26 protein-coding genes are annotated in these 25,894 nt (G+C 60.3%); 17 read left to right on the top strand and 9 right to left on the bottom strand.

Annotation, left to right across the window (positions count from 1 at the left end):
* Nucleotides 1–903, bottom strand: coding sequence for an urea ABC transporter permease subunit UrtB (gene urtB, locus KHO30_RS22500; protein ID WP_211702366.1), 903 nt, complete (start codon nucleotides 901–903; stop codon nucleotides 1–3).
* A gap of 90 nt (nucleotides 904–993) precedes the next feature.
* Complete coding sequence (gene urtA / locus KHO30_RS22505) at nucleotides 994–2,187, bottom strand: urea ABC transporter substrate-binding protein (protein WP_211702368.1); 1,194 nt, start codon at nucleotides 2,185–2,187, stop codon at nucleotides 994–996.
* 427 nt (nucleotides 2,188–2,614) lie between these two features.
* Between urtA and KHO30_RS22510 the strand changes: the two genes are divergently transcribed.
* Together KHO30_RS22510 and KHO30_RS22515 are read left to right on the top strand one after the other, a co-directional pair.
* Nucleotides 2,615–3,781 carry a transporter substrate-binding domain-containing protein gene (locus tag KHO30_RS22510; RefSeq protein ID WP_093643241.1) on the top strand — a complete coding sequence of 389 codons (1,167 nt, stop codon included), beginning with the start codon at nucleotides 2,615–2,617 and terminating at the stop codon, nucleotides 3,779–3,781.
* Nucleotides 3,778–4,386: an ANTAR domain-containing response regulator gene (locus KHO30_RS22515; RefSeq protein ID WP_093643238.1), complete on the top strand. Its 609-nt coding sequence runs from the start codon at nucleotides 3,778–3,780 to the stop codon at nucleotides 4,384–4,386. Before KHO30_RS22510 ends, KHO30_RS22515 begins: the two co-directional genes overlap by 4 nt.
* A gap of 80 nt (nucleotides 4,387–4,466) precedes the next feature.
* Here the strand turns inward: KHO30_RS22515 and KHO30_RS22520 are convergent, their stop codons facing one another.
* The 3 genes from KHO30_RS22520 to KHO30_RS22530 form a co-directional block, all read right to left on the bottom strand.
* The gene (locus tag KHO30_RS22520) at nucleotides 4,467–5,597 is read right to left on the bottom strand and encodes an acyl-CoA dehydrogenase family protein (protein WP_211702370.1); all 1,131 of its coding nucleotides are present in this window, start codon (nucleotides 5,595–5,597) and stop codon (nucleotides 4,467–4,469) included.
* 12 nt (nucleotides 5,598–5,609) lie between these two features.
* A complete protein-coding gene (locus KHO30_RS22525; RefSeq protein ID WP_211702372.1) occupies nucleotides 5,610–6,818 on the bottom strand; it encodes an acyl-CoA dehydrogenase family protein in 1,209 nt (402 codons plus the stop codon).
* Nucleotides 6,819–6,915: 97 nt separating this feature from the next.
* Complete coding sequence (locus KHO30_RS22530) at nucleotides 6,916–9,036, bottom strand: 3-hydroxyacyl-CoA dehydrogenase NAD-binding domain-containing protein (protein WP_211702374.1); 2,121 nt, start codon at nucleotides 9,034–9,036, stop codon at nucleotides 6,916–6,918.
* 141 nt (nucleotides 9,037–9,177) lie between these two features.
* Here KHO30_RS22530 and KHO30_RS22535 point away from each other — a divergent pair, with 141 nt between their 5' ends.
* From KHO30_RS22535 to KHO30_RS22570, 8 genes are all read left to right on the top strand, one after another.
* Complete coding sequence (locus tag KHO30_RS22535; protein ID WP_211702376.1) at nucleotides 9,178–10,086, top strand: LysR family transcriptional regulator; 909 nt, start codon at nucleotides 9,178–9,180, stop codon at nucleotides 10,084–10,086.
* 99 nt (nucleotides 10,087–10,185) lie between these two features.
* Nucleotides 10,186–10,374: a hypothetical protein gene (locus KHO30_RS22540; protein WP_200618908.1), complete on the top strand. Its 189-nt coding sequence runs from the start codon at nucleotides 10,186–10,188 to the stop codon at nucleotides 10,372–10,374.
* Nucleotides 10,375–10,677: 303 nt separating this feature from the next.
* The gene (locus KHO30_RS22545; protein WP_200618907.1) at nucleotides 10,678–11,475 is read left to right on the top strand and encodes a transporter substrate-binding domain-containing protein; all 798 of its coding nucleotides are present in this window, start codon (nucleotides 10,678–10,680) and stop codon (nucleotides 11,473–11,475) included.
* A 13-nt stretch (nucleotides 11,476–11,488) separates the two neighbouring features.
* Nucleotides 11,489–12,166: an ABC transporter permease gene (locus tag KHO30_RS22550; RefSeq protein WP_093643216.1), complete on the top strand. Its 678-nt coding sequence runs from the start codon at nucleotides 11,489–11,491 to the stop codon at nucleotides 12,164–12,166.
* A 3-nt stretch (nucleotides 12,167–12,169) separates the two neighbouring features.
* Nucleotides 12,170–12,937, top strand: coding sequence for an ABC transporter permease (locus KHO30_RS22555; protein WP_093643213.1), 768 nt, complete (start codon nucleotides 12,170–12,172; stop codon nucleotides 12,935–12,937).
* 171 nt (nucleotides 12,938–13,108) lie between these two features.
* Nucleotides 13,109–13,618 (top strand): hypothetical protein, encoded by a 510-nt coding sequence (locus KHO30_RS22560; RefSeq protein ID WP_211702378.1) that lies wholly within the window; start codon nucleotides 13,109–13,111, stop codon nucleotides 13,616–13,618.
* Between the two features lie 28 nt (nucleotides 13,619–13,646).
* Nucleotides 13,647–14,402, top strand: coding sequence for an amino acid ABC transporter ATP-binding protein (locus KHO30_RS22565; protein WP_211702380.1), 756 nt, complete (start codon nucleotides 13,647–13,649; stop codon nucleotides 14,400–14,402).
* Nucleotides 14,403–14,445: 43 nt separating this feature from the next.
* Nucleotides 14,446–15,051, top strand: coding sequence for a hypothetical protein (locus KHO30_RS22570; RefSeq protein WP_093643207.1), 606 nt, complete (start codon nucleotides 14,446–14,448; stop codon nucleotides 15,049–15,051).
* A gap of 46 nt (nucleotides 15,052–15,097) precedes the next feature.
* Here KHO30_RS22570 and KHO30_RS22575 read toward each other — a convergent pair whose 3' ends face one another.
* On the bottom strand, nucleotides 15,098–15,751 hold the full coding sequence (locus tag KHO30_RS22575; protein ID WP_200618904.1) for a helix-turn-helix domain-containing protein: 654 nt from the start codon (nucleotides 15,749–15,751) through the stop codon (nucleotides 15,098–15,100).
* Nucleotides 15,752–15,878: 127 nt separating this feature from the next.
* On the opposite strand from KHO30_RS22575, the gene KHO30_RS22580 reads away from it, so the two are divergent.
* From KHO30_RS22580 to KHO30_RS22605, 6 genes are all read left to right on the top strand, one after another.
* Nucleotides 15,879–16,328 (top strand): GNAT family N-acetyltransferase, encoded by a 450-nt coding sequence (locus KHO30_RS22580; protein WP_200651089.1) that lies wholly within the window; start codon nucleotides 15,879–15,881, stop codon nucleotides 16,326–16,328.
* A 120-nt stretch (nucleotides 16,329–16,448) separates the two neighbouring features.
* Nucleotides 16,449–17,354, top strand: a complete 906-nt coding sequence (locus KHO30_RS22585; RefSeq protein ID WP_093643202.1) for a LysR family transcriptional regulator — start codon at nucleotides 16,449–16,451, stop codon at nucleotides 17,352–17,354.
* A gap of 123 nt (nucleotides 17,355–17,477) precedes the next feature.
* Complete coding sequence (locus KHO30_RS22590) at nucleotides 17,478–18,356, top strand: alpha/beta fold hydrolase (protein ID WP_200618901.1); 879 nt, start codon at nucleotides 17,478–17,480, stop codon at nucleotides 18,354–18,356.
* Nucleotides 18,357–18,373: 17 nt separating this feature from the next.
* Nucleotides 18,374–19,792, top strand: a complete 1,419-nt coding sequence (leuC, locus tag KHO30_RS22595; protein WP_211702382.1) for a 3-isopropylmalate dehydratase large subunit — start codon at nucleotides 18,374–18,376, stop codon at nucleotides 19,790–19,792.
* Nucleotides 19,786–20,403, top strand: a complete 618-nt coding sequence (gene leuD, locus KHO30_RS22600) for a 3-isopropylmalate dehydratase small subunit (RefSeq protein WP_211702384.1) — start codon at nucleotides 19,786–19,788, stop codon at nucleotides 20,401–20,403. The genes leuC and leuD overlap by 7 nt, the downstream gene beginning before the upstream one ends.
* A gap of 102 nt (nucleotides 20,404–20,505) precedes the next feature.
* Complete coding sequence (locus tag KHO30_RS22605) at nucleotides 20,506–21,849, top strand: dicarboxylate/amino acid:cation symporter (RefSeq protein WP_211702386.1); 1,344 nt, start codon at nucleotides 20,506–20,508, stop codon at nucleotides 21,847–21,849.
* On the opposite strand, the gene KHO30_RS39655 is transcribed toward KHO30_RS22605, so the two are convergent.
* Nucleotides 21,850–22,092, bottom strand: coding sequence for a LuxR C-terminal-related transcriptional regulator (locus tag KHO30_RS39655; RefSeq protein WP_211702388.1), 243 nt, complete (start codon nucleotides 22,090–22,092; stop codon nucleotides 21,850–21,852). It abuts the gene before it with no gap.
* On the opposite strand from KHO30_RS39655, the gene KHO30_RS22615 reads away from it, so the two are divergent.
* Entirely contained in the window at nucleotides 22,043–22,423 is a 381-nt protein-coding gene (locus KHO30_RS22615) for a DUF5594 family protein (protein WP_211702389.1), read from the top strand. The genes KHO30_RS39655 and KHO30_RS22615 overlap by 50 nt on opposite strands.
* On the opposite strand, the gene KHO30_RS22620 is transcribed toward KHO30_RS22615, so the two are convergent.
* Nucleotides 22,424–24,007 carry a methyl-accepting chemotaxis protein gene (locus KHO30_RS22620; RefSeq protein WP_211702390.1) on the bottom strand — a complete coding sequence of 528 codons (1,584 nt, stop codon included), beginning with the start codon at nucleotides 24,005–24,007 and terminating at the stop codon, nucleotides 22,424–22,426. It abuts the gene before it with no gap.
* A 21-nt stretch (nucleotides 24,008–24,028) separates the two neighbouring features.
* A complete protein-coding gene (locus tag KHO30_RS22625) occupies nucleotides 24,029–25,828 on the bottom strand; it encodes a methyl-accepting chemotaxis protein (RefSeq protein WP_211702391.1) in 1,800 nt (599 codons plus the stop codon).
* Nucleotides 25,829–25,894: the final 66 nt, after the last annotated feature.

Consider the following 25,894-nt stretch of genomic DNA (forward strand, 5'->3'; position numbering starts at 1 on the left):
TTAGCGGCGAACCTTGAGTGCGAAGAGCCCATTGGGCCGGAAGTACAGTGCGACGATCACCAGCAGCAGAATGGCTGCCTTCGCCATCGAACCGCTCAGCACCAGCTCGAACATCGATTGCAACTGTCCGATCGAAAACGCCGAGAGGAATGTGCCGACGAGACTCTCGACGCCGCCGAACACGACAACGATGAAGGTGTCGACAATGTATTGCTGCCCGGTTACCGGTCCGGTCGAGGCCAGCATCGTGAGGGCGCTGCCTGCAATTCCGGCGAGGCCGCAGCCCACTGCGAAGGTCACTGCGTCCACGCGCTCGGTATTGATGCCGGCGGCGCCTGCCATCGCGCGGTTCTGCATCACCGAGCGGATGCGCAGCCCCCAGCGGCTGCGAAACAGAAAGAGATACACCGCGAGCGCCACCGCCAGCGTGAGACCAATGATGAAGATGCGGGAGAGCGGAATCGCGATCCCAGGCGTCGGATTCCATGCACCCTGCAACCATGTCACGGTGGGCACACTCACATCGATCGGTCCGAATAGTTGACGGTAGAGCTGCTGCAACACCAGCGACAACCCCCAGGTTGCCAGCATCGTGTCGAGTGGCCGGTGGTAGAGAAAGCGGATCATCGAGCGTTCCAATACGAAACCGACTGCCCCCGTTACCACGAACGCCACCACGATACCGACGAGGAAATACGCGCCCATCAGCGAAGGCAGATAGCGGGCGAACACGAGCGAGGTGAGATAAGTCATATACGCGCCGAGCGCCATCAATTCGCCGTGCGCCATGTTGATGACGCCCATCAGGCCGAACACGATCGCAAGACCGATGGCCATCAGCGCCAGCACCGTGAAGAGCGACAAGCCGTTGAAGACCTGGGTCAGAAAAGTATCGAGAGTCATCGCAGTTCTTTTGCCGGAAAGGATGCCTGGAAAACAAGGCGCGATAGGCAGGGGCGACCCATCGGCGCCGGGTATGACATGAGAATTCGCTCAGCCGAGTTTCGGGAACGGATTCGGTTCGATGAGCGGCGATTCGTAAAGAATGTCGACCTGTCCGTCCGGTTTGAAGGCGCCGATCCGCGCGTGCTTCCACAGGTGATGGTTGCTGACGTGGAAATGGATCTGTCCTTCTGGTGCGTCCCAGCTGAGATTCGACGACGCCGCTACCACCTTCTCCACGGCGAAGCTTTTGGCCTTTTCCGCCGCCAGCTTCCACAGATAGACGGACGTGTAGGCCGCTTCCATCGTGTCGCCAATCACGCGGTCGGCGCCGTACTTTGCCTTGAACGCAGGAACGAACTTCGCGTTCACCGGGTTCTGCACGCTCTGGAAGTAGCCCATGCACGAGAGCACGCCGGTCAGGTTGTCGCGGCCGATGCCGATGGCTTCCTCTTCGGTCACCGCGAGCGCCATGATCGGCTGATTCTGGCCGGTGATGCCGACCGAGTTCAGTTGCTTGTAGAACGCCACATTCGAGCCGCCCACGATCGTCGAAAGAATCACGTCGGGCTTGGCGGCCTTGATCTTGTTGATGACCGAGGAGAACTCGACGGTGCCGAGCGGGAAGTAGTCTTCGCCGACAACAGTGCCGCCTGCTTTCGCAATGGTCGGGTGCGCGATGCGGTTGGTCGTGCGCGGCCAGATGTAGTCCGAACCGATCAGATAGAACTTCTTGCCCTTGTTTTTGGCCAGCCAGTTGACGGCCGGGATCACCGATTGAGTGGCTTCCTGACCCGTGTACATGATGTTCTTCGACATCTCGAGCCCTTCGTAGTACGTCGGATAGTAGAGCAGGCCGTTATAGCGTTCGAACACAGGCAGTACGGCCTTGCGCGACGCTGACGTGTAGCAGCCGAATACAGCGGCGACCTTGTCGCTTTCCATCAACTTTTGCGCCTTCTCCGCGAAGGTCGGCCAATCGCTCGCACCGTCTTCAACGATTGCCTGGATCGGGCGGCCGAGGACGCCACCCGCGGCGTTGATTTCGTCGATCGCGAGCTTCTCGGCATCGACGACGTGGGCTTCAGCAATCGCGACCGTCCCCGTAAGCGAGTGCAGGATGCCGACCTTCACCGGGTCCGCAGCCGCAGCAGAACGCGAGGCCAGCATCAGCGACCCGGGAATTGCACCAGCTGCGGCGGTGGCGATCGCGGTCTTCAAAAAGTCACGTCTGTTGTTCTTCATGGCGCCCTTCACAAAAGTTAAAGACAAAAAAAAGCCCGAAACCAGCGATTAGCTGGTTTTCGGGCTTTTTTGGCCGGTGTCATGCAAGACGCCTTTGTCTCGCACAACGAAACTCGTTAGGATCGAGGGTGCAGGTCTCGGCTTCACACTCGATCACGAGCAGCGATAACGCAAAAGCTGTGCCATTGGCAGCGTGCATGCGAATTTCTGATGGCCTCATGCAAGCAATCCGCGCGCAATGCCTTTTGGAACAGTACATTACCGTCAGCTCGCAGGCCGTGATCGCCGTTCCGGTTTCATTCTTCGCCGCGCAGTGCGTTCCCCAAGCTGGGGTGAACACGCACAATGCCCGTGCATGGAACCGGAGTCGTGCACAGCGCTGCGCGCTGGTGGGCCGCTCAACCTGCCGTCACTCTCTGGCTGAACTATGACCTCATCACCCAATGAACCGATCAAGGTCGGCGTGTTGTTCTCTTCGTCCGGTGTGACCGCGCCGATCGAGTTGTCGCAGCAGCGCGCGACGATCCTGGCAGCCGAAGAAATCAACCACGCCGGTGGCATCAATGGTCGTGAGCTGCAACTGGTGTTTCGCGATCCGGCTTCGACGCCGGCCCGTTACGCCGCACTGATTGAACAGTTGATCGTCGAGGAGCAGATCCGTGTTGTGGTGGGCTGCTATATGTCGAGCACGCGCAAGGCGGTGATTCCGATCGTCGAGCGGCACAACGCATTGCTGTTCTATCCGACGCTCTATGAAGGCTTCGAGTACAGCCGCAACGTGATCTACACCGGCGCCGCGCCGAACCAGAACAGCTTGCCGCTCGCGGACTACATGCTGGGCCACTTCGGTTCGCGCGTGTTCATGGTGGGCTCAGATTACATTTACCCTTACGAGTCGAACCGCATCATGAGCGATCTCGTGTTCGAGCGGGGGGGCGAGAAACTCGAAGAAATCTATCTGCCGCTCGATGCCGGCTGGTCCAGCTATCTAAGCGTGGCGAAGAAGATCGCGGCGCAGGCGCCGGACTTTGTCTTCTCGACCGTAGTGGGCAGCGGTATCTCGCACATGTACCGCGCGTTTGCGGAGGCAGGGCTCGATCCTTACAAGACGCCGATCGCGAGCCTGACAACCAGTGAAACGGAAGTCGCCGCGATGGGCGCCGCGCTCGGCGAAGGGCACATCACCGCGGCGACTTACTTTCAATCGGTGAGCGACCCCGTCAATCAGCGTTGCCTCGCCAACTATCACCAGCGCTTCGGCAGTGGCGTCGTGACCGATATGTGCTGGGAAGCGGCTTATTTCCAGATGCATGTGCTCGCCAACGCAATGCGTATCACAGGCGGGGATGACACCAATGCCTTGCTCAAGACGCTGCCGGGGCTCGAGCTGAATGCGCCGCAGGGGCGTATCCGGATTGACGAACACAATCACCATACCTATCTGCATCCTCGTATAGGGCGCCTTAACCGGCATGGCCAGTTCGATATCCTGAGCGATTCACCCGGGTGGACGCGAGCGGATCCGTTTGTCATTTCGCACTCGCTAGTCGACGAGGCGGAATCGCACGGTGGACCAGACGAGGTGCGCTCATGAAGCAGCGCTCGTCTTCCCGCACCCCTCAGGCGCTTCGCGATATCCGCTCGCTAAGCGTGCTGGCCATCCACCCTCAGGATCAGGACGGGGAGGAACTACTGGGGCAGCTGTGCCGTATCGGCTGCAAGGTCCAGATGACCTGGCCCGCGCTCGACACATTGCCGGACGCCACCGATGTCGTGTTTCTCGCGGTCCGTCCAGAGACACTTTCGGTGAGCCTGCCGTGGATGAATGCGAAGGGCGCCCCCCCGGTGATTCCGGTCGTCAGCTACGAGAATCCGATCATCATCGAGGCGGTCATGCAGCTTGGCGCGTATTGCGTGGTGCCGTCACCGGTGCGCTCGTTCGGCCTGCTGACGGCGATTGCCGTCACGCTCAATCAGCACCGCAACCGCCTGCAAATGGAGCGCTATGTGCGGCGCGTTGAGGACAAGCTCGCCGAGCAACGACAGATCCAGCGGGCCAAGACCATTCTTATGGAAACGCGCAATCTTTCCGAGCAGGAGGCCTACGACCTGTTGCGCTCACAAGCCATGGTGAAGCGCGAACACATCGAAACCGTCGCCGAGGCGATCATCAAGGCGGATGAGGTGTTGCGATTTTGACAGATGCAAACGGACGAGGGCAGCGCCGCCGGAAAACCACCACAGCGGCGCCGATTCGAAGCAAGCCTGGAAACCAGCTCTCACCCTCTACCAAGCGCGATAAACCGCTCGAGATGATGATCCTCATCGCCCAACTGATGGTCGATCATCACAAGCCGCTTCGCATAGTGCGCCATCGGCAACTCCCACGTCATGCCGATACCGCCATGCAACTGAATACATTCCTCGGCGACCATCGTCCCTATCCTGCCGATACTGTATTTCGCCGCTGACACCGCGCGTTCCCGCGCCGTACGCTCAGCGCCAAGCGCTGCCGCAGCATTGATCACCGCCGATCGCGCCTGCTCGATCTCGAGCAGCAGATCCGCCATCCGATGTTGCAACGCCTGGAAGCTGCCGATCGGCACGCCGAACTGCTTGCGCGTGCGCAGGTACTCGAGTGTGTAGTCTTTCGCGACATCCATCGCGCCGACCGCTTCGGAACACAACGCAAGCACGCCGCAACTGATCGCGTATTCGAGCGTCGCAAAGCCTTCTCCAGCTGCGCCGAGCACCGCATCGTCGGCGAGCATGACGTTGTCGAACGTGATCTCGGCCGCACGGCCGCCGTCGATCTTGCGATAGCCACGCACGCTGACACCCGCGGCGTCGCGCGGCACGAGGAAGAGCGTGATGCCGGCTTCGGCGTCATCAGCACCTGCGGTGCGTGCGGAGACCAGAAAAACGGAAGCGTGCTCGCCGAGCTGAACCACCGCCTTCGCGCCATTCAACTGCCATGCGTCGCCAACACGCTGAGCACGTGTTGTGACGCGCGACAGTTCGTAGTGGCCGTCCGGCTCACCATGCCCGAGCGCAACGATCCGGGATCCGTCGATCAATTCGCCAAGCGCGGCCTTTTGCGCTTCATTGCCGCCCCGCGCGATCGCCTGGCCGACGATCAGCGTATCGAGAAACGGCTCGACCACGAGGCCGCGACCCAGGCTCTCGAATACGACGGCGATATCGAAGCCGCCACCGCCAAATCCGCCCTGCGATTCATCGAACAACGCGCCGATAATGCCGAGTTCCGCGAAGCGATTCCACAGGTCGGTGTTGAAGCCTTCGGGCGAGCCTGCGATGCGGTCGCGCGTTTCGAAGGCGTATTGCTCGGTGACAAAACGGTTGAGCGTATCCGCCAGCATGCGGCGGTCTTCGGTGTGCTGGAAATTCATGACGTCCGCCCCTTACAGTCCCAGGATCATTTTGGAAATGATGTTCTTCTGGATTTCGTTGGAGCCGCCGAAGATCGACAGCTTGCGGTTGTTGAAGTAGAGCGAGGCAGCGCTCGCGGCTTCGTCTGGACCGACTGGCGTACCCTCGAAGCCATCGTGCAAGGCTTCCTCGACGAACGGTTGCGCATACGGCCCCATCGCACGGCGCGTGAGCGAGGAGATCTCCTGGCGAATCTCGGTGCCACGAATCTTCAGCATCGAACTCTCGGCGCCCGGCACGCCGCCGCCGGCCACCGCCGCGATCACGCGCAGATTGGTGGTCTTCATGTTCTCCAGATCGATCTCGACGCGCGCCATGCGTGCGGCAAACGACGGATCTTCAGCGAGCGGCCGTCCGTTGCGTTGCTGCTTCGCGGCGATCTTGCGCAGCCGGTTGAACGCAGCGACCGAGAAGCCAACGCCCGCGATATTGGTGCGCTCATACGTGAGAAGGTACTTGGCGTAGGTCCAGCCTTTATTCTCTTCGCCCACGAGGTTCTCAGCCGGTACACGCACATCCGTGAAGAAGACTTCGTTGACTTCATGCTCGCCGTCGAGCGTGATGATCGGCCGCACTTCGACGCCTGGCGTGTTCATGTCGATCAGCAGAAAGCTGATGCCTTCCTGCTTGCGCACGTCGGTGGCGCTGCGCACGAGACAGAAGATCATGTTCGCGTAGTGGCCAAGCGTGGTCCACGTCTTCTGACCGTTGACGATGTAGTGTTCGCCTTGCGCATCGCTGCCGCGTACCGCGGTGGTCTTGACCGATGCGAGGTCTGAGCCCGCGCCCGGTTCTGAGTAGCCCTGGCACCACCAGTCCGAACCATCGAGAATGCGCGGCAACCAGTGGCGCTTTTGCGCTTCGTTGCCGTATTTGATCAACACCGGGCCGAGCATGTTGACGCCGAACGGCACGACGCGCGGTGCGCCCGCCAATGCGCATTCATTCTCGAAGATAAATTTCTGCACGGCGTTCCAGCCTGGGCCACCGTACTCCTTCGGCCAATGATTGGCGAGCCAGCCCTGCGCGTTGAGAATCGCGTGCCACTCGGCCATGTCGTCGCGCGTGAGGCGGCGGCCGCCGTGTACTTTGTCGGCGAGACGTTGCGGGAGTTTGTCACGCAAAAACCGCTGCACGTCAGTGCGAAAAGCCTCTTCTTCAGGCGTGAAGTTCAGATCCATAGCGGGTTCTTCCCCTAGATATTTACCGGACCGGCGAGTGAGCGGGCAGGCGGGCGCGCCCCCTGTCGGTCGAGAATGCTCCAAATAACGTGCTGTCTCAAGCTGACTGGTTGAGGCTCGCGAAATCCTCGCCGCGCTCGACCAGATCGACCAGCAGCGGCGACGCACGCCAGAACAGCGGGTCTTCTTTGGCGAATTCACGAATGTCCGCGAGAACCGTGGCGAGGCCTACGCTATCGGCGTATTTCATCGGACCGCCGCGATAGCGCGGAAAGCCGTAGCCATAGAGGAAGGTCACGTCGACATCGAGCGGCCGCAGCGCGATGCCTTCGTGCACGACATTGGCGCCTTCGTTGATCATCGCGGCCATGTAGCGGCGCATGATTTCTTCGTCGGTGAACGTGCGCGGCGTGATGCCGGCGCGCTCGCGTTCGGCGTCGATGATGGCCTCGACTTCAGGGTCGGGTGCGCCGCTGCGCGAACCTTCGGGGTACAGATAAAAACCACGGCCGGTCTTCTGGCCAAACCAGCCACGTTCGCAAAGACGGTCGGCGATCTGCACGTAGCGCGCGTTGGGGTTCCGTGTGGCCGCGCGCCGCTTGCGCGCGGCCCAACCGATGTCGCCGCCTGCCAGATCGACCACCTGGAACGGGCCCATCGGGAAGCCGAACGCACGCACGGCCGCGTCGATCTGGTACGGCGACGCGCCGTCTTCCATCATCGCGTCGGCCGCGCTGCGATACACCGCCAGCACGCGATTGCCGATGAAACCGTCGCACACGCCGGCTCGCACCGGCGTCTTGCGCAGCTTCTTGGCGAGTTCGAACGCGGTGGCCACCACGTCGGCGCTGACCTGCTTCGGCACCACCACTTCCAGCAGCTTCATGATGTTGGCGGGGGAGAAGAAGTGCAGGCCGATCACATCCGCAGGACGGGAAATACTGGCCGCAATCGCGTCGATGTCGAGATACGACGTGTTGGTGGCGAGCACGGCGCCCGGTTTGCAAACGCGATCGAGTTCGGCAAACACGGCTTTTTTCACCGACAGGTCTTCGAATACCGCTTCGATCACCAGATCGGTGTCGGCGAGCGCGTCGTATGAAGTGCTGCCTTGCCAGCGTGTCATCACGTCGGCTTTCTTTTCCGCGCTCATGCGGCCTTTGGCGATCAGGCCGTCGTAGACCTTTTCGATGTGCGCGCGACCGCGTGCGAGCGACGCGTCGTCGCGCTCGATCATCGTCACCGGCAGGCCGGCATCGAGCACGGCGACGGCAATGCCCGCGCCCATCGTGCCGCCACCCACCACGCCGATCTTGTTCAGCGCGCGTGGTTTGGTATCGCGTGTTTCCGGGGCTTTGAGCACTTCGCGTTCGGCGAAGAACGCGTGAATCAGGCCGGCGCGCTGCGGGCTGTCGATGCATTCGAGGAACAGTTTGCGTTCGAGCCGCAGGCCTTCTTCGAAAGGCTGTTCGATGGCGGCTTCCACGGCATCGACGATTTTTAGCGGGGAAAACAGACCGCGCGATTTCTTCGCCGTTTCCGCGCGCGCCGTGGCGACGGCGGCGAGGCTCGCTGCGCGGTCGCTGAGCGCAGCGGCATCGCGCGTGCGCCGTACCGGCGCGTGAGCGGCCAGCAGTTCCTGCGCGTAGGCGAGTCCTTCAGCGAGGATGTCGTCACTGCTGCCGAACCGGTCGATGAGGCCAAGCGCGAGCGCTTCTTTCGCGCTGGCGTGGCGACCGCTCAGGATCAGATCGAGGGCGGCCTGCGCGCCGATCAGACGCGGCGTACGCTGTGTGCCGCCTGCGCCCGGCAGCAGGCCCAGTTGCACTTCAGGCAAACCGAGCTTCGCGCCATTCACGGCGAGACGGTAGTGCGCTGCGAGCGCCACTTCCAGGCCGCCGCCGAGCGCAGCGCCGTGAATAGCGGCCACCACCGGCTTCGAACATGCCTCGATACGGTTGCACACGTCCGGCAGTGACGGCGGCACCGGCGGCTTGCCGAACTCGCGAATGTCCGCACCCGCGATGAAGTTGCGCCCGGCGCCGACGATCAGCACGGCTTCGACCGCCTTGTCGGCATCCGCTGCTTCGATGGCGGCGAGCAGGCCGCGCCGCACGTCGGCGGACAAGGCGTTGACCGGTGCGTGGTCGATGGTCACCAGCAGGACTTTGCCGCGCAATTCGCGCGTTACAACGTCGGCGGAAGGGTTGAGGGTCATCGTGTCGTCTCCTGATTGATATCGGGGCAGAGTGGGCATACCGGGCCTGGCGAATTCTCCGATTGTGGGTTGGTCAAGGTTTATTGACAATTGCATAGACGGTTGACAGACTGTCAAAGATATTTTGACAAAGGTTATGCCATGGACGTCAATTCGCTGACCTTGCTGGTTGATATCCTCGACGCGGGCAACCTGAGCGAAGCCGCGCGCCGGCTGAAAATGAGCCGAGCGAATGTGAGTTACCACCTGAACCAGCTGGAGCGCTCGATCGGGCTGCAGCTGGTCAGGCGCACCACGCGCCGGGTCGAAGCGACTGAAATCGGTCTGCAGTTATACGAGCATGGCCGCACCATTCAGAATGCGCTGCTGGCCGCGCGCGAATCGGTGACTACGCTCGGGCAGAGCTTGCAGGGGCGGGTGCGGTTGAGTGTGCCGAGCGGTTACGGGCAACTGGTGATGTCGGACTGGCTGATCGCGTTCAAGCGTCTGTATCCGGGCATCGTGCTGGACGTGATGTTCGAGAATCGGGTCGAGGACCTGATGCGCGACGAGGTCGACATCGCGGTTCGGGTGATGTCGGAGCCGCCGCAGAATCTCGTCGCACGAGACATGGGGCCGGTGCGATACGTTGCCTGCGCGTCGCCGGATTTTGCTGCGAGTCGCGGCATGCCGGTGCGTCTCGATGATTTGCGCACTGCGCCCTTGATTACGGCGGCGGTGGTCGGCAGGCAGTTGCGGGTGGCGGCGTATCTGCGCGACGAACGCCACGAAGTGCTGCTTGAGCCGACGATTATTTCCGAGAACTTCCTGTTCTTGCGCCAGGCGGTGCTGGCCGGTCTAGGCGTCGGTTTGGTGCCCGACTACGTGGTGCAGGACGACCTGCGCCGCGGCGACGTGGTGACGGCGCTCGATGAATGGCGTCTAAGCATCTTCGGTACGAACATGTACCTGCTCTACATGCCGAACCGGCATCACACGCGGGCGGCAGCGAGTTTTATCGAGTTCATCCTTGAGCAGGCGCACGGAAGTGGCAGAGGGGTGGCTGCTTGAGTCGCAACGAAGCGACGGTGCCTCACTCGCGGGTATGCTTAACAAAACGGCGAGATAGCCGTGCATCCGGCAGCACATCAAACTTCAGGGGAGACGGAGATGAAATGGGCAATCGCATGTATCGCGCTACTTGCAATCGCCATCGTCATTGTGTTGGTCTCGCGTCTCCCGAGTGAGGATGCCATTCGCCTCGCCGGCTACGCGGCCACTGCGGCTTTCGCCGCATTGGTCGGCCTGCTGATTCGCTGGCGAGCAAATCGCGCTCAACGAAACAAACGCGCCGGCTGACCACAAACACACGCGCCGGATATTCACCCGACCCGCGTGACAGCCCTGCAGCGCCTCGCTTGCCGCACGCTCGCTAAGCCCATCGAACACGTGCTTCCATCCCGTCTCCGGGAAGGTCGACGCACGTCCCGAGTTCCGTCTACGGCACGACTTTCGACCCATCCCGCGGTGCCCATCTGAGCGTAAACCCGATTAGGGAATTTGCATAAAATTAAAATATTGACGTTAAATTAACGACGGGCTACCTTTACTTCCAATGCGACGGAACATCCGGGGCGCAGCAATCGCGACGAGAGAGTTGCCATGTCACACAGCCTGTTTCAACGTCTTCGAGGATTGGTCACCTGCGCCCTGGCGGCGACAGCGTTGGTCATGTCGGTGCCCGCTTTTTCCGAGGGCGACACGCTGAGAGTCGCCACAGAGGGCACCTATCCTCCGTGGAGCTTTAAAGATGCCTCCGGCCAGCTGGAGGGTTTCGATGTGGACATTGCGAATGCCCTCTGTGCACAGATGAAGGTGAAATGCCAGATCGTTGCGCAGGCATGGGACGGCATCATTCCCGGTCTTCAGGCCAATCGGTATGACGCAATCGTTGCGTCGATGTCGACAACGCCCGCGCGTCGCAAACAGGTGCTGTTCACCAACAAGTACAAGGACACGACGTCCAGCTTTATCGCGGCGAAAGACAGCGGGATCAAGGACGTGTCGCCTGCGGGCCTGAAAGGCAAACGCATCGGCGTTCAACGCGGCGCCTCGCAGCACCAGTGGCTGGTCGCTAACGGTTACGACAAGACGGCGTCACTCGTTCTGTATGACGATACGCGTCAGCCGGAGTTGGACCTCGTTGCAGGTCGTGTCGACCTCATCATCGGCAACAAGGCGACGTTCTACTCCGACTTCTTCAAACGGCCTGACTCGAAAGACTTTGCGTTCGTCGGACCCGAATTCAAAGGCGGCGTACTCGGAGACGGAAACGCAATTGCCGTTCGTCTCGACAACGCCGAGCTCTGTAATCGGATTAACGCTGCGTTGGCCGCAATCATGGCGAACGGCACCTACGATCAGATCAGAAAGAAGTATTTCCCTTTCTCTCTGATGTAAAGCGGGAGCCAGCATGGTCGATTTCACTCTGAATGGTTATGGCGGGCTCATCCTGCTCGGGGCCGTGACGACGTTGCTGGTCGCACTCGCGGCCACAGCGATCGGCTCGGTCATCGGAATCCTGATGGCCGCTGCCAAGTTGTCTCCCATGCGGATTCTCAGTCATTTCGCCGGGGCCTACACAACCACGATACGAGGTGTTCCGGACCTGCTGGTCATCTTCCTGGTGTACTACGGCGGCAGCGCAACCCTTTCTCATGTCCTCGGCCGATCCATTGAAATCAATGCGTTCGGTGCGGGTGCGGTGTCGCTTGGACTGGTGTTTGGCGCCTATGCAACGGAGATCTTCCGGGGAGCGATTCTGGAGGTTCCGCGCGGGCAGTTTGAAGCCGCCGCAGCGCTGGGGTTGACGGGTACGGGGAGTTTTGTCCACGTTATTGCACCCCAGGCGTGGCGCCTCGCAGTCCCGGCTTTCGGGAATCAACTGACCGTACTCCTGAAAGAAACGGCGCTGGTTTCGCTGGTTGGCCTGGAAGACTTGATGCGAAGAACAGGCTTCGCCGTTGAGGCAACCAATCGCCCATTCTTCTTTTACCTTGTTGCCGGCGTGCTGTACTTTGTTCTCAGCTTCGCCCTGACAAATGTCTTTAGTACGGTTCGACGCAAGACGTCGACCGCATTGGCGAGGTGAGCCATGTTTGATTTCTCATTGCTCATTTCGAGTCTTCCGCGTCTGCTTGCTGCGTTGCCCGTCACGCTTGAGTTGTTTGTCTGCATCGTGGTTGTGGGTCTCATTGTGGGTGTGCCCACAGCGCTCATGGGATTGAGTTCGTCGAAGGTTCTGAGCGCTTGCGTCAAGTTTTATATCGGCGCATTTCGCGGCACGCCGGCGCTCGTGCAACTGTTCTTTCTCTACTATGGATTTGGACAGTTCTCTTTTATTCGACACTCCGTGTTCTGGCCGCTTCTGCGTGACCCGTTCACCTGCGCCGTCATTGCGCTGGGGTTGAATTCGGGCGCGTACACGGCGCGCATTTTGATGGGGGCACTGTCTGCGGTGCCCAAAGGCATCGTGGAAGCTGCCGAGGCACTCGGGCTAAGTCGAGCTTCGATACTCAGTCGCGTTAAAGCACCGATCGCCATTCGTATTGCAATCCCCGCGTACGCCAACGAAACGATTCTGAATCTGAAGGCGACGTCGCTGGCATCGACGGTGACCATCATGGAATTGACGGGAACGTCGAAGCTATTGGTGAGTGAGACCTATGCGCCATATGAGATTTTCGTCGGAGCGGGATTGATTTATCTCGCGATGACGTTCTTTCTGTCGCATGCGTTCCGGATCCTCGAGCAGAACATCGCACGCAGAACAGGCAAGGACACCAACGTCGCCAATCCTCGAAAACCTAAGCAACCCGCAATGCTGAAGTCTTCAGATTCTGGCGACACCCACATAGCCTAGTCTTCTTGCAGCACATCTTTATAGGCGGACTCATGTTCCCGAGTCCCCTACACAAAGTTAATGGAGAAACGCAAATTGCTTCGGTTTCTGACACTTGGGCCCAGTGGTAGCAATCACGAGTTTGTGACTGCCCGATACATTCAACATCACGGTCTGGAAGAAAAAGCATCGATGACTCTGGTGTTGAGCTTTGACGAGGCCGCGCGCATGGTGATCGACGGCGAGGCCGACTATATCGTTCAGGTTGCAGTGCATCCTTCAACGGCCGACATCGTCGCGAAGTACCGCAAGCAATTGTTCGTCATCGATGCCTTCGTCTCTTCCAGCAAAGACATGGCGGTGGTGACCCGAGTTGATATCGGCACACCTCGAACGCTCGCACTTCAACCGGCCACGCGTGACTATGTCAATACAGATGGACTGACGCTCATTCCGGAGACCTCGACAGCGTCGGTTGCGGATGGACTTCTCTCAGGCAAATACGAAAGTGGTCTGACGTACTCGTCTCTTGCAATCGAAAACCCCACGCGGTTCAGAATCGACGAGCGAATCGGTACCGTTGACGATCCGTGGATTGTCTATGGCCGTGAGCGATTGTCTGACGGTCAGGTTGTAGCTTGGAAGGAGAGCCCGGCGGCTCGCGCATTCCACGCCCAGACACCTACGCGGCTCGATAGTTGAGTCGCACGAAACGCACAGGATTTCCGCCATGAATACGGTACCGAACAACGAACTCGCCATATCGATCAAGGGACTCTCAAAGAGTTTCGGCGCGTTCAATGTACTTAACTCTATTTCGCTGAATGTCCGCCGCGGCGAAAAAATCGTTCTGTGCGGGCCGTCCGGTTCTGGAAAATCGACACTGATTCGCTGCGTGAATCGGCTTGAGAAGCATGATTCGGGAGATGTGCACGTCGACGGAATCGAGCTCACCGGCGATGCGAAACATGTGCGCATGGTGCGTGCCGACGTTGGCATGGTGTTTCAGCATTTCAATCTGTTTCCGCACATGACGGTGCTGGAAAACTGCACCCTGGCTCCGATGCGTGTTCGCGGACTGAAGCGGAAGGAGGCTGAAGCACGGGCGCTCGAAATGCTTGAACGTGTTCGCGTTGCGAGTCACGCCACGAAATACCCCGCGCAGCTTTCCGGTGGTCAGCAGCAGCGGGTTGCTATCGCGAGAGCGCTTTGCATGTCGCCCACCATCATGCTTCTGGACGAACCGACGTCGGCACTTGACCCGGAGATGGTCAGAGAGGTGCTCGATACGCTCACGCTGCTCGCGCAAGACGGCATGACTATGCTTTGCGTCACGCACGAAATGGGATTCGCAAGAGCGGTGGCCGATCGCATTCTGTTCATGGACCAGGGCGAAATCGTGGAAGACAGCGAGCCCGCCGATTTCTTCGACGCACCGAAGACTGAACGCGCGAAGCGCTTCCTCAGTCAGATGATTCAAAAATGAATGCGCCACGTTGAAGATGCGCGCGAATTTTCAGGAGTAAAGCATGGCCACAATCAGGTTTGGCACGCTCGGCCCATCCGGGACGAACCACGAGTACGTGACTCGTCGTTACATTGAATTCCACGGGCTTGAGGCCGAGGTCAAACTCTTCGGCAATTTCGACGATGCCCTGGCTGCGTTTGACGCGGACGAAATCGACTATCTTGTTCAGTGCGCGGTTCATCCAGATACCCCACGCGTGATGGGCAGTAACTTCCGCGAGAGATTCGTTGTCGACACCTTTATTTCGCCGAGTCAAACATTGGCGATCCTCACGCGTAAAGAGGTGAGCAAGCCGGAAACAATCTCGCTGGTTTCCCCTGCAACGGATGAATACGCCGACCTCAGTTCGTATTCGAAACTGATTCCGGCGGTCTCAATTCCAGTGGCCTTCGAGCGACTGATGAAAGGAGAGTGCGATTCCGCGCTTGTCTATCGATACTATTTTGATTCTCAACCGGAGAAGCTGCGGGTGGATGCAACGATCGGGTCGCCCGATGACGCGTGGATTGTGTACGGCCGGGAGCGTGTTGGGGCAGGAGAGATTGTCGCCAGTCGGGAGAGCGTCGTAGCAAAGCAATTCGCAGAACTGCAGCGGTCACAGCGGTAAACCGACATGTGCGAGAGGCCGATGCAGGAGCGGTGGCCTCAATTTTCTAGCTGTATTCCCGGATGTTGAAGAATACGGCGAGAAATTTGACCGGCACGCTCTCGATGTCTTCCGGACCATGCGCCGCATTCGGGTCGAACAGCAAACTATCACCGGGTTTCAGATCGTAGAGCCGATTGGCGTACCGGTATTTCATCTTGCCTTCAAGCACGTGAAGGAACTGGATTCCAGTTGTCTGGTGGGTTGACCAGGGTTGGGACTTCTCGTCGAGCGTAACGACATACGGTTCCACGGAAAGATTGCCTGACAATACGTGGCCAACGAGCCGATAGATGTGGCCGTACGACGAACCTTCGCGGTCGACAGTCACGCCTTGTCCAGCGGGTACGAACGAGCAGTCGTGGCGTTCGCTCTGGTCGACGAAAAAACGCGACACCGGTTTGCCCAAAGCATTCGCAAGCCGCGTGAGCGTTTCTATCGATGGCGTCGCCGTTCCTTTTTCGATTCTCGAGAGCATCGAATGCGAAATGCCGGCCATTTTCGCGAGCGTGCCTGAAGCGATTCCTGCTGACGTTCGAAAGGCATGAATCTGCGCAGACAAAGCACGGGACACTTTTTCTACTGCTGGGTCGATCTGCTTCTCTGCTACCTCAATGTCCGGAGATTCTCCAGCGGGCGGCTGGTTCTGAGATTTTGGCATGGCGCCTTCAGTGAAGGAACAGTTCAAAGATGACTACGTGTTGCCATTATATGAGGCATTGCCGTGGATGAGTGTCAGGCCAACAGCTTTTTGACCGCACCGCGCGAGATAGTAAAAGGGGATCACCATGACGCATATCCGTCCTGTTGCACCGACCGATGCATATTTCGTTGCGCACCTTGTGGATGAGCTTCTGACGGAGCTTCTCAATGGCGAACTTGAACCTGCGGACCGAGTGTCTATCGCCGAAGCTGTTCTGAGCCAAACGAGTCGGTGCTTCGGATATGTGGCGCTCGAAGGCGAGAGTCCGGTAGGCGTAATTCTCATGACAGAAGGCGTGGCGATATATGCGGGAGGAGCTTTCGGACAGATCACGGAGCTATACGTTCGGCCGGAATACCGGTCGGGTGGAGTAGCTGCAGCGCTGGTCCGCGAGGCTACGAAGTTCGGCAAGGAACGAGGATGGAAGCGACTCGACGTCGGCGCGCCTGATCAGCCACGGTGGGCCCGGACGCTTGCGTTCTATCTGTCCGCGGGTTTTGTAGAGGTTGGGCCACGGTTGCGTCTGGACTTGTGATGATGTCCGTGAGGCGCATTTCGCCGCTGCTACAATGCATCTCACAAGACGGCCGCGATACGCTCCGTGTTGACTACCACCCCGCCTCATAAAACCGAGAAGCAGTAAGCTCGTTTCTTCATGAATGATGCCGTCGACATAAGATTCCTGCTCAGCATTCGCGAAGCTGGCAGCCTTGCGGGCGCAGCTCGCAAGTTGGGCGTCACGCCGTCGGCGGTCACGAAGAGATTGCAGCAGATCGAGACGAAGCTTGACGTCCATTTGCTGGACCGCTCGACGAGACAATTGCGCTTCACGGAAGAGGGCGAACTGCTCTGTTCCAAAGGCGCAGAGCTTCTTCGTGACTTTGATTCGTTGCTCGCAGAGTTGGGTAGACGAAGAGGGCAATTGGTCGGTGGCTTGAAAGTCAACGCGCCACTTGGTTTCGGGCGTCGATACGTAGCCCGCATCGCATCTGCGTTCAAGGACGCTCACCCGGATGTGGACGTCTCCTTGACATTGTCCGACCGCCCGCTCATTGAAGAATACGACCGCTATGACATCGTCGTTCATATCGGCGAGTTGGGCCCTTCGAACCTTGTCAGGTACGTGATTGCGCCGAACGCTCGCTACGTCTGCGCGTCCCCCGCTTTTCTGAAAAGATACGGTTCCCCCGTCAACCCCGAAGACCTCGCGAACGTTCCCTGCATCGCCCTTCGTCAAAACAACGAGGACGTGACGTTGTGGCATTTTTCGAAGGGGCGTACTTCACGGGGCGTTCGTGTTTCCTCTGGCCTGAGTTCGAACGACGGCGATGTGATTCACCAGTGGGCTCGCGAAGGGCGAGGGGTGATGCTTCGGTCGGAATGGGACGTAGCGGAGGAATTACAAAATGGCTCGCTGATCCGGCTGCTGCCAGGCTGGAAGTTACCGGATGCTGACGTCATCGCGCTTGTTCACCAAAGGACGGGCATGCCGGCACGAATCAAGACCTTTCTGCAACATCTGCAACGGGAGTTTCGTCCACGGCCGCCCTGGCGACCCTGACTCCGCGTCGCAAGGCGAAAACCGCCCGTCGATTCGTTCCTGAAAGTTAATTTCGGATTGCCTCACTGGAAACCCCGTCGCTGCAGGCTTCAACTAGACTGCTTTCAGATACGGGAGGCAACGATGTTTACAGGTTTCACCGACGCGTCGATCCACGTCGACGGCACCCAGATCCACGCAATCCGCGGCGGCAACGGCCCGGCCTTACTGCTGCTGCACGGCCATCCGCAGACCCACGCGATCTGGCATAAGGTTGCGCCCACGCTGGCCCAACACTTCACGGTCATTGCCGCGGACCTGCGCGGCTACGGCGACAGCGGCAAACCGCAAGGCGAGCCCGACCATAGCAACTATTCGAAACGCCGCATGGCCGCAGATCAGGTGTCGTTGATGCGCGCCCATGGCTTCACACAATTTGCCGTGGTCGGTCACGACCGGGGTGGACGCGTTGCTGCGCGCATGGCGCTCGATCATCCGCAAGCCGTGACGAAGCTGGTCACGCTGGACGTCGCACCGACACTCGCGATGTATGAGCAAACGTCGTTCGCGTTTGCGCGCGCTTACTGGCACTGGTTTTTTCTCGTGCGTCCCGCGCCGTTTCCCGAAACGCTGATTCGCGCCGATCCCGATCTCTATCTGAAGCAGACCATAGGTGCACGCAGCGCCGGGCTGACGCCGTTCACCGATGCCGCCTACGCCGAGTATTTGCGCTGTCTGTCGGACCCTGCCACCGCGCACGGCATCTGTGAAGATTACCGCGCGAGCATCACGATCGACCTCGATCACGACCGTGCGTCGCTCGCGGAAGGACAGAAGATCGAGTGCGATTTTCTGGCTTTGTGGGGCGCGCAGGGCGTCATCGAGCAATGTTTCGAGCCGCTTGCCGAATGGCGTCAGTGGTCGGCGCACGTGAGCGGCGAGGCCTTGCCGTGCGGCCACTACATTCCCGAGGAAGCGCCCGAGTTGTTGCTCGAACGCGTCCTGCCGTTCTTGCAGTCCTAGTCGCCGGTCGACCCATCATGTCAAAACGAACCCTTTACCAGAAGCTCGTCGATTCGCATGTCGTCACCCGTATCGATGCGCAAAACGTGCTGCTGTATGTCGATCTGCATCTGATGAACGAATACACCAGCCCGCAGGCGTTCAGCGCGCTTGCGGCGAAAGCGCGGCCCGTGCGTCGTCCGCGGCAGCAGTTGGCGGTGGTCAGCCACATCATTCCCACGCATGCGGAATCGCCGCGCGTGATTCGCGATGCCGCTTCGCTGTTGCAGGCGAACAACCTCGCACGCAACTGCGATCAGGCCGGTATCGAACTGCATGCGGCGAACGATCCCCTGCAAGGCATCGAACATATCGTCGCGCCAGAACGCGGTTTGATTCGCCCAGGCATGGTCGTGCTATGCGGCGATAGTCACACGACTACGTACGGCGCGCTCGGCGCGTTGGGCTTCGGCATCGGCACCTCGGAGGTCGAGCACGTGCTTGCCACGCAAACGCTGGTCTATCGCGTTGCGCAAACCATGCGTATCACGATCGACGGGACGTTGCCTTACGGCACGTCGTCGAAGGATGTGATTCTGTGGATCATCAGCCGTATCGGCGCACAGGGTGCGCGCGGTTACGCGGTGGAGTTCGCAGGCTCGACGATCGCCTCGCTGTCCGCGGAAGCGCGCATGACCTTATGTAACATGACCGTGGAAGCCGGCGCGCGAGCCGCATTGATCGCACCCGACGCGACCACGTTCGACTACGTCCGCACGCACGCAACATCACTGGACGATGCCGCGTGGGCTGCAGCCATGAACGACTGGCGCGAACTGAAATCGGACGCCGGTGCGAGTTTCGATGCCGAACATCATTTCGACGCACACGATATCGCGCCGTTCGTCACATGGGGTACGAGCCCTGATCAGGCGATTGCGGTTGATCAGCGCATTCCCGGTGAGGCTGCACAGCAAACGCCGGAGGCCGCTGCCGCACTGCGGCGCGCGCTCGACTATATCGGGCTCGATTCAGACCAACCGATTGCAGGCACGCCGATCGATCGCGTGTTCATCGGTTCGTGCACCAATGGACGTATCGAAGATCTGCGCGTGGTCGCTGCGATCGTACGAGGGCGCCACGTCGCAGAAGGCGTGCGCGCGATGGTCGTGCCGGGCTCGGGCAGCGTGCGCCGCCAGGCCGAAGCGGAGGGCATTGCGGCGCTGCTGCGCGATGCCGGTTTCGAATGGCGTGAGCCGGGCTGTTCGATGTGCCTCGCGATGAACGACGATTTTCTTGCGGTAGGCGAGCGCTGCGCATCCACGACCAACCGCAACTTCGAAGGACGTCAGGGACGCGGCGGCCGCACCCATCTGATGAGTCCCGCGATGGCCGCAGCCGCCGCGCTAACCGGGCGCATCACCGACGTCCGCACCCTGGAGACGCAATCATGCTAACGAGACTCACCGAAATCGACGGGAGTGCCGCGCCATTGACGATCGAAAACCTCGACACCGATCAGATCATGCCGAAGCAGTTTCTTCGCATCATCGACAAGGCCGGGTTGAGCGAGGGCTTGCTGTATGACCTGCGTTTCGACGCAGAAGGCGAGCCGCGCCCGGATTGCGTGTTGAATCAGACGGCGTATCGCGGCGCACGCATCCTGATCGGCGGCTCGAATTTCGGCTGCGGCTCGAGTCGTGAGCATGCTGTGTGGGGGCTTCAGCAATTCGGTTTCGAAGCCGTGATCGCGCCGAGTTTCGCGGAGATCTTCTATTCGAACGCGATGAATAACCGCTTGTTGCTGGTGCAACTGGATCGCGAAGCAGTCGACGTTCTAATGCAAGATGCTGCGACACATCCGGCTGCACGATTGCATATCGACATCGAGCAGCAAACGGTGACGGCCGCCAGTGGTCGCGTGTTCACGTTCCCGCTCGGCGCGCGTCACAAACAGATGGTGATTGAAGGCATGGACACCATCGATCTCACGCTCGCTTCACTCCCCGCGATTGAAGCGTTCGAGCGGATCCATTTCAAACGGCATCCTTGGGCCGCCGTGCTGTAAATCCCCTGGCGGCCCTTGCGCCGCCATTCAGCCGAAACGCGTGTGACCGATTCCCCGGCAGAAGGGAAGGGACGCGCTTTGCCTTTAAAAAACGGAGGAGACATGAAGCGCAAACCGCTTTATAAGGTGCTGTACGTGCAGGTGATCGTGGCGATCGTTGTCGGTGTGATCGTCGGCCACTTCTTGCCGGCGGATGCGGTGGCGATGAAGCCGCTCGGCGACGCCTTCATCAAACTCGTGCGCATGATCATCAGCCCGGTGATCTTCTGCACGGTCGTGACCGGCATCGCCAGCATGCATGACATGCGCAAGGTCGGCCGCGTGGGTGGCAAAGCGCTGCTGTATTTCGAAATGGTGTCGACACTCGCGCTCGCTATCGGCTTGCTAGCCGCGCACGTGCTGAAACCCGGTGTGGGCTTTAACGTCGATCCCGCTACCCTCGATGCGGGCGCGATATCCAGTTACGCCGCACAAGCCGCGCACGGCGAAGGGCTCGCGGGTTTCTTCATGCACATCATCCCGGAGACGTTCATCGGTGCGTTCACCCAGGGCGATATTCTGCCAGTGCTGCTGATCGCCATGTTGTTCGGCACCGCGCTCGCGGTGATGGGCGAACCCGCGAAACCCGTCATCGGTTTGATCGAACTGCTGTCGAAAACCTTCTTCCGTATTGTGCGCATGATTACGAGCCTCGCGCCAATCGGCGCGTTCGGCGCCATCGCGTTCACGATCGGCAAATATGGCATCGTCTCCTTGCTGCCGATGATGAAACTGATCGGCACGTTCTATCTGACCGCATTCCTGTTCGTCTCGTGCGGGCTCGGCCTGATTGCGCGGGCATGCGGTTTCAGCTTGTGGCGCTTCGTCGTGTACATCAAGGACGAACTGCTGATCGTGCTCGGCACGTCGACATCGGAAGCAGCGTTGCCGCAGTTGATGGAGAAGCTCGAACGGCTCGGATGCTCGCGCGGGATTGTCGGGCTGGTTGTGCCGACGGGTTACTCGTTCAATCTCGACGGCACCAATATCTACATGACGCTCGCGGTGCTTTTTCTCGCCCAGGCCACCAATACCCATTTGACGATTGCTCAGGAGATTACGTTGCTGGCGGTGACGATGCTGACGTCGAAAGGTTCGACCGGCGTGACAGGGGCAGGCTTTGTCACGCTGGCCGCGAGTCTTTCGGTCGTGCCGACCGTGCCGGTGACGGCGATGGTGCTGATTCTCGGCATCGACCGTTTCATGTCCGAGTGCCGTGCGCTAACCAATACCATGGGCAACGGTGTGGCGTCGATCGTGATTGCGGCATGGGAGAAGGAGCTGGATCGCGACAAGCTGAAGGCGGCGTTGGCGAGACCGGTTGTCACGTCCGGCACGATTGCCGCGGAGGAGGGTGAGGCTGTGGTGGGTCGCTTGCCCGAACGTGAAACGCAGCGCCCGATCTGATTACGCCGCCTTGGTCGCCTCTTGCCCATGCACCAGCGACAACAACCCGCGGCGCGAATTCACGCCAAGCTTCGCGAAAGCGCGCTTGGCGTAAGTTTCAACTGTCGATTCTTTGACACCCATCGCCTCGGCGATCGCGGCCGTCTCACATGCTACGATGCTCCGTTCATCGCACAGAACATCGGAGACATAGATGCGTCCAGAGAGTGTAACCCGTTTCGACGAACAATTCGCCCCTCGCATCGCGGAAGCAATCTCCGCCTGTTTTGCCACGACAGTGCACACAGAAGTCCTCCCCTACGGCGGCCACGGCCACCCCACCCGAGTGCGAATCCACGCAACCCCGATCGAAGACCTCCGCCACTACACACACCCGTTGAACCTATACCTAACCTGGGACAGCGACGAAATAGAACGCCTGATGGGCGCAGAAGGCCCAGCCCGCTTCGCCGGCTACCTGGCCGCGTTACCCCGCAAGCTAGAAGCCTGGCGCCACGTCCGCGAACTGGACTTCATCTCGCACACCCAGGCCGAGCCGACGGTATTACTCGGCGGCCTCGACTTTGAGTCTTGATTAAGAAGCTACAGCACCAATCCGAAAGAAACTCACACTTTGCACCAACCCTGAAGCCTTACTCTGCACCGCATCGGCCGCCGCAGCCGCCTGCTCCACCAAAGCCGCATTACTCTGCGTCACCTGATCCATCTGCGTGACCGCATCGTTCACTTCCGCAATACCTGCAGCCTGATCGACGCTGGCCGTCGCGATCGCCTCAACGATACGCGTCACGCTGCCCGCGCTTTGCACCACGCCGTCCATCGTATTGCTTGCGTGATTGATCAACTGCGTACCGGCGTCGATCGTGGCCACCGACTCACGAATCAACGCCTTGATCTCACGCGCGGCATCGGCCGAGCGTTGAGCGAGACTGCGCACTTCACTCGCGACCACCGCGAAACCGCGTCCCTGCGTGCCGGCCCGCGCCGCTTCAACCGCCGCGTTAAGCGCCAGAATATTGGTCTGCGCAGCGATCGCTTCAACCACCGCGATGATATCGACGATGCGCTTGGACGCCGCATCGATCTGGCCCATGGTGCGCACGGCATCGGTCATCACCACACCGCCGTCGCGTGCCGCTTGCGCTGCGGTTTGAGCGAGCGTGGTGGCCTCGCGTGCGTTGCTGGCGTTGCGCTGAACCGAGTCGGTGAAATGCTGCATCGACGCGGCGGTTTCCTCGAGCGAGGCGGCCTGCTGCTCCGTGCGCGCCGACAGGTCGAGGTTACCCGCGGCGATCTCCTGCGTCGCCGAGGATATCGTGTGTGCGCCTTCACGAATCTCGCTGACGATGTGCCGCAGGCGTTGATTCATTTCGTTGAGCGCGATTAGCAGCTGACCGGTTTCGTCTCGACTCACCACGGCGACATCGGCACGCAGATCGCCTGCCGCAACCGCTTGCGCGACGCCTACCGCTTGCCTGACCGGCACCGTGATGCTACGGCTCAGGAACCAGACCGCGAAGGTGCCCACGCCGAGCGAGCAGATCACGACCGACAACAGCAGCACGCAGGCGAGCGTGTACGCATGTTCCGCGGCATCGCCCGTGCGCACGCTGGAGTCTTGCGCCTGCTGCATCACCAGGGCGACGATGTCGTCGATAGCGGCGGTCGGTGCGCGGTCGATGCCTTTGACGAGACCATCGACGATGTGCGCCGTATTCGGATCGGCCGCGTCGTAGTGCTTGAGCGCGTCGAGGTAACTGTCCTGCAACGAGGCGTGCGTGGCGAGCGCCTTGTCGACGCCGTCAACGTTGGCACCCAATGCACTCAGTTGATCCTTCAGACGCAACAGCGCGGCGTGCGTCGTGCCGCTTTCCTTGCTGAAGGCGTCACGGTACTTGGCGAACGCAGCCGGATCCGCGCCGCGCAGCAACAGGTCTTTCCATTCCTGCACCTGTTTCTTGAATTCGACCTGTGCGACGCGCGCCGTGTCGGCGGCTTGCGCGTATTGGCTGAGCGTTTGCGCGGACTGGATTTGGAGTGCATGGGTATTCGACAGCGCATGCCATCCTTCCAGGCCCACCACCATGGTCGCGGCGAGCAGCACCGCGCCGAGCAGTGCCAACTTGACGGCGATCTTCAGATTTCTATAGAACGTCACTGCGATTTCCTTTGGTGGACCTTAGTCCAGCTTGAATTGCGTCACGGCACCGGCAAGACTCACGGCCTGGCTTTGCAACGCGGCGGCGGCCGCCGTGGATTCCTCCACCAGCGCGGCGTTCTGCTGAACCATCTCGTCGAGTTGGCTGACCGCGCGGTTCACTTCCTGAATGCCACGCGTTTGCTCGTTGGCCGCCTGGGTGATTTCGGAAATGATGGTGGTCACATTAGCGACGTTGCTGACGATCTCTGTCATCGTCTCGCCGGCCTGGCGCACCTGGCCCGACCCGGAGGTCACGCTCGCCACGGTTGCTTCGATCAGCGCCTTGATTTCCTTCGCGGCTTGCGCGCTGCGTTGCGCGAGGCTGCGCACTTCGCCGGCAACCACCGCGAAACCGCGCCCCTGTTCGCCGGCGCGCGCGGCCTCCACCGCTGCGTTCAACGCGAGAATGTTGGTCTGGAATGCAATGCCGTCGATCACGCCGATGATGTCCGAGATCTTCACCGACGCATGTTCGATCTCGCCCATCGTCGTAATCACTTCGGAGATCACTACGCCGCCGCGCGAGGCGACCTGCGACGCGGACACGGCCGTATCGTCGGCCTGCTTCGCGGCGCTCGCCGATTGCGTAACCGTCGAGGTGATTTCTTCCATCGACGCCGCCGTCTGTTGCAGGCTGGCTGCCGCTGATTCGGTGCGGCCCGACAGATCGACGTTGCCCGCAGCGATTTCATTAGCGGCCACGCGTACCGATTCGCTGGCATCGCGAATCTGGCGCATCACGTGGCTGAGTTTGTCGATGAAGGTGTTGAACGAGCGCGCGATCTGCGCGACTTCGTCATTGCCGACGGCCGGCAGACGTTGCGTGAGATCGCCTTCGCCCGAGCCGATCGCGTCCATCGCATCGCGTACTTTCGACAGGCGCTGGAACGACGCGGCGGTGACCGCGGCCACGATGGCGGCGGCGATGGCGGCGATCACGATCAAGGCGATCACCGAAGCCGTCAACAGCGATCGCATGCCCGCCGTCGCTTCTGATTTGTCGAGCGCGACGACCGCGTACCAGTCGGTGCCGGGAATCGCCTCGGCGCGCAGCAGCTTCGTGCTGCCGCTCACGTCGACTTCGACAGGGTGCTCGGCGCTGAAAAGCGCAGTCAGCTTGTCGCTGGTCAGTGCGGGGGCGAGGTCCGATACCGGCTTCAAGGTCAGCTTGGCATCCGGATGCGCGACGATATGGCCGCTCGCGTCGATCAACATGCCGAAGCTCGCGGGCGTCGGATGAATCGCCTTGACGTTGGCAATCACGCTGTCCATCGCGACGTCGCCGGACACCACGCCTTTCACCACGCCGTCGCGCACCACGGGCGCGGCGAATGCGACCACCAGCTTGCCCGTGCCCACGTCCACATAGGGCGGCGTTACTACCGGCTTGCCCGCTGCGGCGGCCTGCTTGTACCAGGGACGGCCGGTCGGATCGTAGTCGGGCGGAATGCCGGTCGGGTCCGAAAACTTCGCGGTCTTGTCCGCGTAGCCGACATACACGTTGGTGAACTTGCCGGCTGCTGCGATCTGCTTCAACGCGGCGGATGGATCGGGTTGCAGCACTGCGTCCTGCAGCGAGTTGATCATCCGACTATTGGAGGCGATCCAATCTTCGATACCGTCTGCATGACCGCTTTCGACAGCGTTCAAACTGCTTTCGATCGCATCGGCGTTGTACGAGTTGGCGACGACATAGTTGAGAACCGCGTTAGCAGCGAGCGCAGCCACAACGATGGCGACGCACAGGGCGACGATGCGCGCGCGAATGGAGGAGAACATGTTGGAAGTTTTTCGGAGTAAGCAGTGAACCGTAGTCGGTGAGGCGGGGGCCTCATACGCGGTATA

Origin of the sequence: Paraburkholderia aspalathi (assembly GCF_905220735.1) — a bacterium.
GTDB lineage: Bacteria > Pseudomonadota > Gammaproteobacteria > Burkholderiales > Burkholderiaceae > Paraburkholderia > Paraburkholderia aspalathi.

Bases quoted from the DNA above. Each gene is read 5' to 3' on its own strand.
- urtB (WP_211702366.1), bottom strand. From the start codon at position 903: ATGACTCTCGATACTTTTCTGACCCAGGTCTTCAACGGCTTGTCGCTC.
- urtA (WP_211702368.1), bottom strand. From the start codon at position 2,187: ATGAAGAACAACAGACGTGACTTTTTGAAGACCGCGATCGCCACCGCC.
- KHO30_RS22510 (WP_093643241.1), top strand. From the start codon at position 2,615: ATGACCTCATCACCCAATGAACCGATCAAGGTCGGCGTGTTGTTCTCT.
- KHO30_RS22515 (WP_093643238.1), top strand. From the start codon at position 3,778: ATGAAGCAGCGCTCGTCTTCCCGCACCCCTCAGGCGCTTCGCGATATC.
- KHO30_RS22520 (WP_211702370.1), bottom strand. From the start codon at position 5,597: ATGAATTTCCAGCACACCGAAGACCGCCGCATGCTGGCGGATACGCTC.
- KHO30_RS22525 (WP_211702372.1), bottom strand. From the start codon at position 6,818: ATGGATCTGAACTTCACGCCTGAAGAAGAGGCTTTTCGCACTGACGTG.
- KHO30_RS22530 (WP_211702374.1), bottom strand. From the start codon at position 9,036: ATGACCCTCAACCCTTCCGCCGACGTTGTAACGCGCGAATTGCGCGGC.
- KHO30_RS22535 (WP_211702376.1), top strand. From the start codon at position 9,178: ATGGACGTCAATTCGCTGACCTTGCTGGTTGATATCCTCGACGCGGGC.
- KHO30_RS22540 (WP_200618908.1), top strand. From the start codon at position 10,186: ATGAAATGGGCAATCGCATGTATCGCGCTACTTGCAATCGCCATCGTC.
- KHO30_RS22545 (WP_200618907.1), top strand. From the start codon at position 10,678: ATGTCACACAGCCTGTTTCAACGTCTTCGAGGATTGGTCACCTGCGCC.
- KHO30_RS22550 (WP_093643216.1), top strand. From the start codon at position 11,489: ATGGTCGATTTCACTCTGAATGGTTATGGCGGGCTCATCCTGCTCGGG.
- KHO30_RS22555 (WP_093643213.1), top strand. From the start codon at position 12,170: ATGTTTGATTTCTCATTGCTCATTTCGAGTCTTCCGCGTCTGCTTGCT.
- KHO30_RS22560 (WP_211702378.1), top strand. From the start codon at position 13,109: ATGACTCTGGTGTTGAGCTTTGACGAGGCCGCGCGCATGGTGATCGAC.
- KHO30_RS22565 (WP_211702380.1), top strand. From the start codon at position 13,647: ATGAATACGGTACCGAACAACGAACTCGCCATATCGATCAAGGGACTC.
- KHO30_RS22570 (WP_093643207.1), top strand. From the start codon at position 14,446: ATGGCCACAATCAGGTTTGGCACGCTCGGCCCATCCGGGACGAACCAC.
- KHO30_RS22575 (WP_200618904.1), bottom strand. From the start codon at position 15,751: ATGCCAAAATCTCAGAACCAGCCGCCCGCTGGAGAATCTCCGGACATT.
- KHO30_RS22580 (WP_200651089.1), top strand. From the start codon at position 15,879: ATGACGCATATCCGTCCTGTTGCACCGACCGATGCATATTTCGTTGCG.
- KHO30_RS22585 (WP_093643202.1), top strand. From the start codon at position 16,449: ATGAATGATGCCGTCGACATAAGATTCCTGCTCAGCATTCGCGAAGCT.
- KHO30_RS22590 (WP_200618901.1), top strand. From the start codon at position 17,478: ATGTTTACAGGTTTCACCGACGCGTCGATCCACGTCGACGGCACCCAG.
- leuC (WP_211702382.1), top strand. From the start codon at position 18,374: ATGTCAAAACGAACCCTTTACCAGAAGCTCGTCGATTCGCATGTCGTC.
- leuD (WP_211702384.1), top strand. From the start codon at position 19,786: ATGCTAACGAGACTCACCGAAATCGACGGGAGTGCCGCGCCATTGACG.
- KHO30_RS22605 (WP_211702386.1), top strand. From the start codon at position 20,506: ATGAAGCGCAAACCGCTTTATAAGGTGCTGTACGTGCAGGTGATCGTG.
- KHO30_RS22615 (WP_211702389.1), top strand. From the start codon at position 22,043: ATGCGTCCAGAGAGTGTAACCCGTTTCGACGAACAATTCGCCCCTCGC.
- KHO30_RS39655 (WP_211702388.1), bottom strand. From the start codon at position 22,092: ATGCGAGGGGCGAATTGTTCGTCGAAACGGGTTACACTCTCTGGACGC.
- KHO30_RS22625 (WP_211702391.1), bottom strand. From the start codon at position 25,828: ATGTTCTCCTCCATTCGCGCGCGCATCGTCGCCCTGTGCGTCGCCATC.